This window comes from Arthrobacter sp. LFS091 (genome assembly GCF_047977885.1).
In the GTDB taxonomy this organism is placed as follows: domain Bacteria; phylum Actinomycetota; class Actinomycetes; order Actinomycetales; family Micrococcaceae; genus Arthrobacter.
This window is the reverse complement of record NZ_JBFPFP010000006.1, coordinates 307,445-319,031: the sequence shown is the minus strand read 5'-3', so window position 1 is coordinate 319,031 and position 11,587 is coordinate 307,445. Positions and strand designations below refer to the sequence as shown.

12 protein-coding genes are annotated in these 11,587 nt (G+C 62.8%); 8 read left to right on the top strand and 4 right to left on the bottom strand.

From position 1 onward, the window contains the following. Positions 1-119 precede the first annotated feature (119 nt). Entirely contained in the window at positions 120-695 is a 576-nt protein-coding gene (dcd, locus tag ACNQOP_RS13595; protein ID WP_011776299.1) for a dCTP deaminase, read from the top strand. Between the two features lie 230 nt (positions 696-925). Here the strand turns inward: dcd and ACNQOP_RS13590 are convergent, their stop codons facing one another. Next, entirely contained in the window at positions 926-1,048 is a 123-nt protein-coding gene (locus ACNQOP_RS13590; RefSeq protein ID WP_284987483.1) for a hypothetical protein, read from the bottom strand. Positions 1,049-1,249: 201 nt separating this feature from the next. On the opposite strand from ACNQOP_RS13590, the gene ACNQOP_RS13585 reads away from it, so the two are divergent. Next, positions 1,250-1,825, top strand: a complete 576-nt coding sequence (locus ACNQOP_RS13585) for a hypothetical protein (protein ID WP_416404788.1) — start codon at positions 1,250-1,252, stop codon at positions 1,823-1,825. Positions 1,826-1,960: 135 nt separating this feature from the next. Here ACNQOP_RS13585 and ACNQOP_RS13580 read toward each other — a convergent pair whose 3' ends face one another. From ACNQOP_RS13580 to ACNQOP_RS13570, 3 genes are all read right to left on the bottom strand, one after another. Then, positions 1,961-3,160 (bottom strand): cation:proton antiporter, encoded by a 1,200-nt coding sequence (locus ACNQOP_RS13580; protein ID WP_416404787.1) that lies wholly within the window; start codon positions 3,158-3,160, stop codon positions 1,961-1,963. Between the two features lie 5 nt (positions 3,161-3,165). Next, positions 3,166-3,648, bottom strand: coding sequence for a cation:proton antiporter regulatory subunit (locus tag ACNQOP_RS13575; RefSeq protein WP_211713611.1), 483 nt, complete (start codon positions 3,646-3,648; stop codon positions 3,166-3,168). A gap of 63 nt (positions 3,649-3,711) precedes the next feature. Continuing rightward, positions 3,712-5,112: an MFS transporter gene (locus ACNQOP_RS13570; RefSeq protein ID WP_416404786.1), complete on the bottom strand. Its 1,401-nt coding sequence runs from the start codon at positions 5,110-5,112 to the stop codon at positions 3,712-3,714. A 159-nt stretch (positions 5,113-5,271) separates the two neighbouring features. Between ACNQOP_RS13570 and ACNQOP_RS13565 the strand changes: the two genes are divergently transcribed. Genes ACNQOP_RS13565 through mnhG form a run of 6 tightly spaced genes read left to right on the top strand, consistent with a single transcriptional unit; the run spans position 5,272 to position 11,556 of the window. Next, positions 5,272-8,277, top strand: a complete 3,006-nt coding sequence (locus tag ACNQOP_RS13565) for a Na+/H+ antiporter subunit A (protein WP_416404785.1) — start codon at positions 5,272-5,274, stop codon at positions 8,275-8,277. Continuing rightward, positions 8,274-8,774, top strand: coding sequence for a Na(+)/H(+) antiporter subunit C (locus tag ACNQOP_RS13560; protein WP_257369358.1), 501 nt, complete (start codon positions 8,274-8,276; stop codon positions 8,772-8,774). Before ACNQOP_RS13565 ends, ACNQOP_RS13560 begins: the two co-directional genes overlap by 4 nt. Beyond that, positions 8,771-10,339 carry a Na+/H+ antiporter subunit D gene (locus tag ACNQOP_RS13555; RefSeq protein ID WP_416404784.1) on the top strand — a complete coding sequence of 523 codons (1,569 nt, stop codon included), beginning with the start codon at positions 8,771-8,773 and terminating at the stop codon, positions 10,337-10,339. The genes ACNQOP_RS13560 and ACNQOP_RS13555 overlap by 4 nt, the downstream gene beginning before the upstream one ends. Then, positions 10,336-10,902, top strand: a complete 567-nt coding sequence (locus ACNQOP_RS13550) for a Na+/H+ antiporter subunit E (RefSeq protein WP_257369360.1) — start codon at positions 10,336-10,338, stop codon at positions 10,900-10,902. The genes ACNQOP_RS13555 and ACNQOP_RS13550 overlap by 4 nt, the downstream gene beginning before the upstream one ends. Next, a complete protein-coding gene (locus ACNQOP_RS13545; protein WP_211713617.1) occupies positions 10,899-11,177 on the top strand; it encodes a monovalent cation/H+ antiporter complex subunit F in 279 nt (92 codons plus the stop codon). Before ACNQOP_RS13550 ends, ACNQOP_RS13545 begins: the two co-directional genes overlap by 4 nt. After that, positions 11,167-11,556, top strand: a complete 390-nt coding sequence (gene mnhG, locus ACNQOP_RS13540) for a monovalent cation/H(+) antiporter subunit G (protein ID WP_257369361.1) — start codon at positions 11,167-11,169, stop codon at positions 11,554-11,556. The genes ACNQOP_RS13545 and mnhG overlap by 11 nt, the downstream gene beginning before the upstream one ends. The last annotated feature ends 31 nt before the right edge of the window (positions 11,557-11,587 follow it).

The window sequence follows — 11,587 nt, the reverse complement described above, 5'->3', positions numbered from 1 at the left end:
CCCGCGAATGCTCGATGCTCCCAGGTACGGGCGCGGTTCTACATGTCCGGGAACTATAGTCCCATGGGGCGGCCCGGACAATGCATCGGGTATTTGGTGCATGGGGTATTTTTGATGCTGTGCTGATCTCTGACCGCGATATTCGTGCCGAAATAGACTCCCAACGGATTGTTCTTGAACCGTACGACCCTGCGATGGTCCAGCCGTCTTCCGTGGACGTCCGGATTGACCGGTTCTTCCGGCTGTTCGACAACCACAAGTACGCCCACATTGACCCCGCCGAGGAACAGCCGGAACTGACGCGGCTGGTAGAGGTCGAAGGCGACGAACCCTTCATCCTTCACCCCGGCGAATTCGTGCTGGGTTCCACCTACGAAACGGTCAGCCTCGCGGACGACATCGCCGCGCGCCTCGAAGGAAAGTCGTCCCTGGGGCGCCTCGGGCTGCTGACGCACTCCACCGCCGGCTTCATCGACCCCGGGTTTTCCGGGCACGTGACATTGGAACTGTCGAACGTTGCCACCCTCCCCATCAAGCTGTGGCCGGGCATGAAGATCGGCCAACTCTGCTTCTTCCGCCTCACGTCGTCGGCCGAGCACCCCTACGGCTCCGGCGAATACGGCAACCGCTACCAGGGCCAGCGCGGCCCTACCGCCAGCCGCAGCCACCAGAACTTCCACCGGACGTCTATTTAGTTCTTCTTGGTTCTTGGCGTCGAGGGGTTAGCTCTCGCGTCTTTCGTTGGCGCTGAGGGGTTAGGTTTCGGCACTTTGGGTGATGCTTTCTCCCGAGATCTCACCCCTCGCTGAGGTCCCAAGACCCCACTATTCCTCCACACTGTGGGTAACCCCATGGTGCTCCTCAAACGTGCCAACAATGGCTGATGAGGATTACTCCGCCGCTTCCGGCTGAACTTCAAGGACGTTCATTCACGCTCGCCGAACAACGTGCTGCCGGCCTCCCGGATCACCGGGCGTGGAACGATGATCTCCTCGTTGCCAGCAGAGGAGTTCGCGTTCCGTGGGGCCAGGCGCAGGATCCCGCGCATACAGCACGGCTCCTTACGGCTCTAAGTGAGGGCGCAGTGTGCTGCCGTGAAACCGCGGCGACACTGTGGGGTTGCCCGTTGCCGTGGGATTCCCAGCACGACCTCCTGGTGCATTTGACCAGGCTTGACGGCAGTTTTCGACACCAGCGCAAAGGGGTTCGAGGCCACCGGATGGTTCTATCGCGTGGGGATGTTTGCCAAGTGGACGGCATTCCTGTCACCAGTCCTGCCAGGACATGGCTCGATCTCGCCGCGGTGCTTCCCTTCGAGGACCTCGTTGCGGCCGCGGATCATTTCATCTGTCGGCAGACGCGAAGCTTTGGGCACAACAGGGTGCCGTTCTGTTCTGCCGAGGATTTGAAGGCCCAAGTTGATCGGCATCGCGGCGCACGAGGAATTCGGAAAGCACGTGCGGCGCTGGAGTTGGCACGCGTCGGAGCCGATTCCGCCCCAGAGACAAGGCTGCGACTCGCCATTGGCCGCGCGTTCCTGCCCGAACCGGTGCTGAGCTACGTCGTTCGCGACCCCTTTGGCCGGGAAGTGGTGTGGCCCGATCTCACCTTTCCGGAGTTCAAAGTCGCAATAAATTACGACGGCGGTCATCACCTCAGCGCCGCGCAGAAGGAATCCGACCGCAGACGAGAGGCTTTGCTCGCAGAAAACGGCTGGATCTCCGTGGTGATTACGGTCGAGCAAGTTCGCGAGCATGGGTACGACGGCGTTGCCCGGCTCGTCCGGGATGCCCTCATCCGTGGTGGATGGTCCCCGAGGGGTTAGCTTTCGACTCTTTCGCGGGCCCTCATTCAGCCGAGACGTCGCCCCTCGGGGGAGGGTGAGTTCGAGATGTCGCCCCTCGGCGGGAGGGTGGGTTCGAGACGTCGCCCCTCGGCGGGAGGGGAAGGGCGGGGTGGCTTAGGCGGGGGCGCGTTCGGGGCGGCGGGGTGGGGCTCCGGGGGTTTTGCGGAACACCTTGACCACGGGTTCGACGAACCGTGCCACTAGCGGACCGAGGATGGCCATGATGAGGACATAGGCCGTGGCGAGAGCGGCGACCTGGCCTGGGACTGCCCCGGATGTGACGGCGAGGCCTGCGATGACGATGGAGAACTCGCCGCGTGCGATCAGCGCTGCCCCTGCGCGGAAACGACCAGGCACCGCGATGCCGGCACGTTTCGCAGCCCAGAATCCCGTGAGCATCTTGGTGAGGGTGGTCAGCACGGCCAGGATAAGGGCCCACCCGAGCACAGGTGGGATGGACGTGGGGTCTGTGTTGAGCCCGAATGCCACGAAGAAGATAGCCGCGAAAAGGTCCCGCAAGGGTTCCAGGATCCGGACGGCGTTGTGGGCGGTCGCCCCCGAGATCGCGATGCCCAACATGAAGGCGCCCACAGCAGCCGATACCTGCAATGCCGAGGCTATGCCCGCGACCAAGAGGGCGAGACCCAGCACGTTGAGAAGGAACACCTCGGAGTTTTCGCTGTGGATTGCTTGGGATACACGGTGGCCGTGCTTGAGGGCGATCACGAGCACCACCGTGACCACTGCCAGGGCGATGCCCACGGTCTGCAGTCCGCCCAGGAAGCCGACACCGGCAAGGATCGCGGTGAGGATGGGGAGGTAGATGGCCATGGCGAGGTCTTCGAACACCAGGATGGACAGCACCACCGGCGTCTCGCGGTTACCGATGCGGCCCAGGTCGGTGATGACTTTCGCTGCAATGCCAGACGAGGAGATGTATGTGACGCCACCCATGACAATGGCGCCAACCAGGCCCCACCCCAGGAGGACAGCTATGCCGGCTCCAGGAATGAAGTTCAGGATGAAGTCCAGGACGCCGGCCTGCCAGGAGCGCCTCAGCCCGGTAACGAGCTCTGATGCCGTGTATTCCAGTCCGAGCATCAGCAGGAGCAGTATGACGCCGATTTCGCCGGAGAGGTGCGAGAACTCGTGCATGCCGTCCAGCTTGACGAACCCGCCGGCACCGAAGGCCAAGCCGCCCACAAGGTAGAGCGGAATGGGCGACATACCAATCCGACCCGCTAACCGAGCCAGGAGACCGAGGCAGAAGACGACGGCCCCCAGTTCAACGAGGGCTAGGGCCAGCGGATCCATCCGGGTTAGCCGTTACGCAGGATGTCGGCTGCTGAGTCAAGACCTTCCTGCGTGCCGACTGCTACAAGTAAGTCACCGGTGTGGAGTACGACGTCGGGCGCGGGCGAGGGGACGACCTCGCCTTCCCGCATGATTGCGACGATGGAAACGCCACTGCGGGTACGAACCTGGGCTTTGCCCATGGGCTGGTTGACGAAGGGCGAATCCGGGGTGATGGAGAATTGCCGGGTGACGATGCCCGGGACCTCGCGGTGGGCTTCGGCCAGCCGCATGGCAATGTGCTGGCCGCCGAGGAGGTTGCCCAGGGCGGCTGCTTCATCGGCTGTCAGGGGTATGGTCGCCTGGCAAGTGTCGGGGTCGTCCCACGTGGAGACGAAGAGTTGGGTTTCACCTTCCCGCAGTTCCACCACGCCGATACGCCGGCCGGAGGCCGTGACGAAATCCTTGCGGACACCAAGGCCCGGGAGTTCAGTCTCATCCACATTCATAGCTACACCCTAACTCTGGGAACCGGTCTGGTGTGGGGGTGGCCCTCCGCCGGTCCTATGTAGTTAACGCTCTGGCACCACAGCTATTTCCACTTTCGCGGGCGGCTTTACGGGCAGGATCACCAACAGCCCGGCGAGGAGAACCACCATGATCCCAAGGATGCCCCAACGTTGGGCCTGGCCCTCCGCAACAAGGGGAGAGGCAATGGCGATGCAGAGGGTAAAGAGCATAGGAGCCAGGAAGCTCACGGCACGTCCCGTGGTGGCGTAGAGGCCGAACAGTTCACCGGATTCGCCGGCCGGTGCAAGCCTGGCCAAATACGCGCGTGAGGATGACTGGGCAGGTCCGACGAACAAGCAAAGCATCAGCCCGAAGACCCAGAACGTGGCGGACCCCGGCCAGTCTTTGCCGAAGAACACGTAGTCCCCGTTGCCCAAGACCAGGATGAGCGTACCTGCCACGAGGAGGCCCACCAAAGACAGAACGATGACGGCCTTGGGACCGATCCTGTCGTCAAGGAAGCCGCCGATGATGGCACCGACTGCTGCGACAACGTTGCCGAAGATGGCAAAGAAGATGACGTCCTTGAGCTCAAAACCGAAGGTGCCCGCCGCGATGACGCCGCCGAAGGTGAACACTGCGGCCAGGCCGTCGCGGAAGATGGCACTGGAGAGCAGGAAGTAGATGGTGTGGGGGCTGGTCCGGTAGATGGCCGCGATGCGCCGGATGAGCAACTTGTAGGACGCGAAGAATCCCAGCGAGGCGGCTTCTTTTTTCACGGATACTTCGGGTACCGCGAACATGACCGGCAGGGCGAAGATGAAAAACCAGAGTGCCGAGAAAATCGCGACGAGCCGGATGTTGAGGGAGTCCTGGGTGGACGCACCGAACCATTCAAACGACGGCTGGACAAAGAGTTGGAGCACCAGCAGGAGCGCCACGATTCCGCCGAGGTATCCCATGCCCCATCCGAAGCCGCTGACCTTGCCGATATTCCGCGGCGTCGAGATCTGGGCCAGCATGGCGTTGTAGTTGACGCCTGCGAACTCGAAGAAGATGTTGGCCAGTGCAATGAGGCACACGCCCAGCAAGAGAAACTCCGGGCGGGGGAAGACGAAGAAGCATAGCGCCGTGAGGACCGCAGTGGCGGCAGTGTTGACCCCGAGCCACAGCTTGCGCCGACCTCCCGCATCCGACCGCTGGCCTGTGACCGGAGCGAGCAGGGCAATGGCGAGGCCCGCGATGGCCAAAGCGGCTCCCAGGGCCGCCGACGCTGCGTCTTCTCCGCCGAAAGCATTCGATGTCAGGTAGACGGTGAAAACAAAGGTGGTCATCACGGCATTGAAGGCTGCCGAACCCCAATCCCAGGAGGCCCAAGCAAGGATTTGCCCCTTCTTTGACGCGACGGGACCGGAGGCGAGCTCGGACGATGGGTGGGTTTCGGGAACTGCAGCCGCGTTCATAGCTTGAATGCTATCGGGAGCACGCGAACAGCGCGGGCATGACAGACCTTATGTGGATATGACTGTCCGTGCCCCTTGATAAACTGGATAAACCGAACCCAACGTATGACCGCTTGCTCCAACTTTTGACAATTCGTTCCTTACTTTGCGGAGAAAACAGTGATCACAGTTCTCGCCATCACCTTTGTAGCGGCAACTGTGGCGCCCTTGATCTTCCGCAAAATGGGCAGGAACGCGTTCTACGCCCTGGCTGCCGTTCCCGCGGCCGGGTTCGTGTGGCTGCTCTTCCAGTATGAATCCGCATATTCCGCCGGCGGCATAGAAGAGATCCTCCCGTGGATACCCACCCTGAAGCTTGAGCTCGCGTTCCGCATGGACCCGCTGGCGTGGGTGATGTCCTTGCTGATCCTCGGGGTGGGTTCATTGGTGCTGGTCTATTGCGCCCGGTACTTCAAGGACAAAGATCCCGATCTTGGTGGATTCGGCGCCCAACTCCTCGCCTTTGCGGGAGCCATGTTCGGTTTGGTTACCTCCGATGACCTCCTGATGCTCTTCATTTTCTGGGAGCTCACCACCATCCTGTCCTACCTTTTGATCGGCTACGCCCGGACCCGCCTGGCCGCCCGCCGATCGGCGCTTCAAGCCCTGATGGTCACCACAGCCGGTGGCCTTGCCATGCTGGTGGGCCTCATCATCCTGGGCCAGGCCGCGGGAACGTACCGCATTTCAACCATCCTGGACCAAGCCGGGTCCCTCATGGCCGGGCCCATGCAGGGGGCGGTTGCTGCCGCCGTCGTGCTTGTCCTGTCCGGTGCGGTGACCAAATCGGCGCTGGTTCCGTTCCATTTCTGGCTGCCCGGTGCGATGGCCGCTCCCACTCCCGTGAGCGCCTACCTCCACGCAGCCGCGATGGTGAAGGCCGGCATCTACATTGTGGCCCGTTTGGCCCCTGGGTTCGCCGAATCACAATTCTGGCTGCCCGTGGTTCTGGGACTCGGGTTGGCCACCATGCTTGTCGGCGGGTACCGGGCCCTCCGCCAGACCGACATTAAGCTCATCCTCGCCTATGGAACGGTCAGCCAGCTCGGCTTCCTGACCATGGTGGTTGGGCTGGGTCGTCCCGATGCGGCGCTGGCGGGGCTGGGGCTGCTGCTGGCCCACGGCCTGTTCAAAGCGGCCCTCTTCCTGGTGGTGGGCATCATCGACCACCAGTCCGGAACGCGCGATATCCGCAAGCTTTCCGGCGTCTTCCGCTCTTCACGCGCGCTGGGCGTCGTGGCGGCCATCGCCGCAGCGTCCATGGCCGGTGTCCCGCCCTTGGCAGGTTTCGTCGCCAAAGAGTCGGTCTTTGAGGCTTTCGTCCACTACGGAACGGGCCATGACGCCCCGGCTTGGGGCATCTGGATACTGGTCGGCCTGGTGATCGGATCGATCCTCACCTTCGCCTACAGCGCCCGATTCATGTGGGGTGCGTTCGCCACGAAGCCCGGTGTGGAGCCCACACCTTTCAAGCCCATCAAACCCGCGTTCCTTGCAGCTCCCGCCATCTTGAGCCTGCTCACGATCGCCTACGGCCTGTGGCCCGTGCCGGTGGATACGTGGATACAGCCTTACGCGGCATTGTTCGCAGGCCGTCCGGACGCGGTCGACGCCGGACACTTGGCTTTGTGGCACGGCGTCACCCCGGCTTTGGGTCTGACAGCGATAACGTTCGCGGCCGGCGCCGCGATGTTCTACGGCCGCAATCTCGTTTCCCGCGCCCAAGGCCTGGTCCCGGACTGGGTGGACGGCGACCGCGCCTACCAGAACACCATTGGCGCCTTGGACGATATTGCTGTGTGGGTCACGGGCCGCACCCAGCGTGGTTCGCTGTACTTCTACCTGGCTGTCATCCTGACGGTCGCGTTCGCGGTCCCGGCCACGGCGCTGATCATGGCCAATAAGCCCTTGCCGGAGGGCATCTACTTCATCGACCCCAATTCCCCGCTGCAAATAGTGGCCGGTGCAGGCATCGTGGTGGGAGCTCTTGCGGCCGTTCGCGCCAACAAGCGCTTCCTTGCCGTGCTCATGGTGTCCGTGACGGGCTACGGCATCGCCCTGATGTTCGCGCTGCAGGGCGCCCCGGACCTGGCCCTGACGCAGATGCTGGTGGAAACCATCGTGCTGGTGGCCTTCGTGCTGGCCATGCGCAGCCTCCCCGCGGAGCTGCGGGACAGGACCGGCGGCAGGCTCCGGGTGATCCGTGTGATCATCGGTGCAGCGTTCGGCATCACCATGATCTTCGTCGCGATCTACGCCATGGGCGCCCGCGTGGCAACGCCTGTTTCCCTGGATTTCCCGCGCCTGGCCTACGAAGGCGGCGGGGGATTGAACGTGGTCAACGTGACCCTCGTGGACATCCGTGCCTGGGACACCTTTGGTGAGATCTCCGTGTTGGCTATTGCCGCCACGGGTGTCGCCAGCCTGATCTTCGTCCGCAGCCGTGGCGACCGGATCAAGACCTCCGAAGCGGTGCCCGAAGGCAGCGTGGGGCGCCGCACCGGCGTCGAACGTGGTTCCCGGGCCGATGCCACGCTGGCCGTGGCGAAAAAGTTCACCGGCGTGACCCGCGACGCCTGGCTCGTGGCCGGCCGCACCTTGGCGCCGGAGCGGCGTTCGATCATCTTCGAAGTGGTGACCCGGCTGATCTTCCACTCGATGATCGTGTTCTCCCTTTACCTTCTCCTGGCTGGGCATAACCTGCCCGGTGGCGGCTTCGCGGGCGGCCTCACCGCAGGACTCGCCCTGACCATCCGTTACCTGGCTGGTGGGCGGTTCGAGTTGAGCGAGGCGGCGACAGTCAGCGCCGGAACCCTCTTGGGGACGGGTCTTGCGACGGCGGCGGCCTCCGGTGTGGTTCCGCTTTTCCTGGGCGGGCAGGTTTTCCAAAGCGCGATTATCGAGTTCTGGCTGCCGGTGTTCGGCAACATCAAGTTCGTCACCTCCACAATTTTCGATATTGGCGTGTACATCGTGGTGGTGGGCTTGGCCCTCGACGTCCTCCGCAGCCTCGGTGCCGAGATCGACGAACATTTTGAAGGCCAAAATTCGCTGGCAGAGGAAGACGCCGCGGGACTGGCCGAAGAAGCAGCCGAATCGGCCGCATCCGGGAAAGGTACCGCATGAGCATCAACCTGACCCTGCTGATCGTCATGGGCGTGCTTTACGCCTGCGGCATCTACCTGATCCTTGAACGAAGCCTGACGCGAGTGCTGTTGGGCTTGATGTTGCTGGCCAATGCCACCAACATCCTGATCCTGAGCACCGGAGGCTACGCCGGGCTGGCACCGCTGTTCAGTAAGGAGACGAACCCCGATGCTTACAGTGATCCCTTGCCGCAGGCACTGATCCTGACATCCATCGTGATCTCGTTCGCGGTGACCGCCTTCATGCTGGGCATCATCTACCGGACGTGGGTCCTGGCCCGCCAGGACGAGATCCAGGACGACCTTGAGGACGTTCGCGTGGCCAAGACTCCAAGCTTCGACGCCGAAGACGACGCCATTGTTCCCTTGGAAACCTCGGAGTTCGCCGTAACGCCCATCACGACGACGGACCGGAGCCATCCGGAAGCCACGGAAAAGCCGCACACCAGCACCACCCAGGAAGGAGGCAGCGCGTGAATCTCGCGAGCCTGTCGCCGCTAGCAGTCCTCCTGCCGATCCTGGGTGCAGCACTCGCATTCCTGTTGATCCGGCACCACTCAGCCCAGCGGGCGGTGAGCATAGGCATTCTGAGCGCCACCCTCTTGCTCGAGTGCCTGCTCCTGGTATCCGTGTGGAACGGCGGCACCACGTCCGTAACCCTGGGCGGTTGGCTGCCTCCGTGGGGCGTCGTCCTTGTAGTGGACCAGTTCTCCTCGCTGATGCTGGTGGTGTCCACCGTGGTGAGCCTCGCGGTGTTGATCTACGCCACCGGCCAGGGCATGGCTGATGGCGACCAGGAAGCGCCGGTCTCGATCTTCCACCCCACATACCTGATCCTGGTGGCAGGCGTGTCCAACGCGTTCCTCACCGGCGACCTCTTCAACCTTTACGTTGGCTTCGAGATCCTGCTCACGGCAAGCTACGTCCTGATGACCCTGGGCGGGACGGGGCCGCGCATTCGTGCCGGCGTCACGTACGTGGTTGTTTCCGTCGTGTCGTCCGTGTTGTTCCTGGTGGCCATCGCCATGATTTACGGTGCCACTGGAACCATCACCATGGCGGACCTGGCGATAAAGCTCGCCGAATTGGACCAAGGTACCCAGAACCTCCTGCACGTCATGTTGCTGGTGGCGTTCGGCATCAAGGCCGCAGTATTCCCGCTGTCCTTCTGGCTTCCCGACTCCTACCCAACAGCGCCGGCCCCCGTCACCGCGGTGTTCGCTGGTTTGCTCACCAAGGTGGGCGTTTACGCCATGGTCCGCACCGAGACGTTGCTGTTCCCGGGAGATACCCTCAACGTCCCCTTGATGGTGGTGGCGTTGCTGACCATGGTGGTGGGTATCTTGGGCGCTTTGGCCCAAAGCGACATAAAGCGTCTCCTGTCCTTCACGTTGGTGAGCCACATCGGGTACATGGTGTTCGGCCTCGCCATGAGTTCCGTCGCAGGCCTGGGCGCCGCGGTCTTCTACGTGGCGCACCACATCACTGTGCAGACCAGTCTGTTCCTGGTGACGGGCCTTATCGAGCGCCGGGGTGGCAGTTCGTCCATCGACCGACTGGGTGGTTTGGCCAAACTCTCGCCTCTGCTGGCCCTCTTGTTCTTCGTTCCGGCCATGAATTTGGCGGGCATACCGCCCTTCTCCGGCTTCCTTGGCAAGTTGGGCCTCCTGCAGGCAGGCGTGGAACTGGGCACACCGCTGGCCATCACCTTGGTGGTCGGCGGCGTGGTCACCAGCCTGCTGACCTTGTTGGCAATCGCCAGGGTCTGGAACAGGGCTTTCTGGCGAAAGCCCGAGGACGCTGAATACCCGGATCCTGTGCTGTTGGCCAGTGGGAACGTCGGGGTGCTCCCGCGCACCATGGTGGGTTCGACGGCGGGACTGGTGGTTTTCGGGGTGGCGTTGACGGTGTTTGCCGGGCCGCTCTTCCACCTCGCAGACGGTTCGGCCGAGATCATGCTGGACCGCTCGGCGTACATCCATTCGGTCCTGGGTGATTCGGTGGAGATTCCGGCGTTGCCGCAGAGGGCTGGTGCCAAATGAGCCGTAAACCGAACTCCTTCCGTACTGAACTGCCGCTGCTCATCTGGCTGGTCATCGTCTGGGGTGCCCTGTGGCGCGATTTCAGCCCGGGCAACCTGCTGTTCGGTGCTCTGATCGCGGTCTTGGTGGCAAAGTTCTTCTACTTGCCTCCCGTTGAGCTTAGCGGCAGGTTCAACGTGCTGCGCGCCATTCCGTTCGCGCTGATCTTCCTCGCCAAAGTGGTGGCAGCGAGCTTCCTCGTGTTGTACCTGGCTGTGGTCAAAGGGCCAAAGGTGCGCAGCGCCGTCGTCGCCGTTCCGTTGCGTAGCCATTCCGACCTCATGGTGACGGCAACAGGGCACGTCATCTCCCTGATTCCTGGCTCGTTGGTGGTGGAAGTGGACCGATCGACGTCCACGCTGTACCTGCACGCGCTCAACATTTACCAAGAGGCTGACATCGAAAAGATCCGTCAGGAAGTCCAGAACATTGAAGCCGGCTTGATCCGCATCATGGGCACCCGCGAGGAAGTCCAGGCGTTGGGAGCCGAGATCAGTCCAGGCGTGAAAGGGGCAGCCCTGTGAAGGAAATCGTCCTCATAGTTACGGCCGTGATTCTTAGCCTGGCCGCTGCCGGCGCCATTGTGCGGATCGCGATCGGTCCTTCGCTGCTGGACCGGGTCTTGGCATCCGACGTTTTGCTGGCCATTCTCGGTGCAGCATTGGCGATCGACATGGCGGTGAACCGGCACCTGAATAACCTGATGCTGCTGGTAGCGCTGGCCGTGATCGGCTTTATTGGCTCGGTGACAGTTGCCCGGTTCGTGGCTGAGCGGAGGGAACAGAGCAATGAGTCCTGATGCCACCGGCGTGGATGCCGTCATCGATGGTGTGACCGCTGTGTTCCTGGTGGTGGGAGCGCTGATGTCCCTCGGCGCCGCGGTGGGTTTGCTGCGTTTCCCTGACCTGATGAGCCGCATGCACGCTGCTACCAAACCGCAGGTCCTGGGCTTGTTCCTCATGCTGGCGGCCATCGGCCTGCAGATGCGGACTTGGTGGGTTTGGCCCGTGCTGTTGGTGGCGTGGATTTTCCAGCTGCTGACCGCGCCCGTGTCGGCACACATGGTGGGTCGGGCCGCGTACCGCACCAAGCACGGCCACCGGGAGATGCTGACCAAGGACGAACTTGAGGCCGTCGTTCAGAGGGCGGCTGCGGGGCAAGTCGACCCGGAGGGTTAAAGCCAACGCGGGGTCACTTCCGGCCCATCCC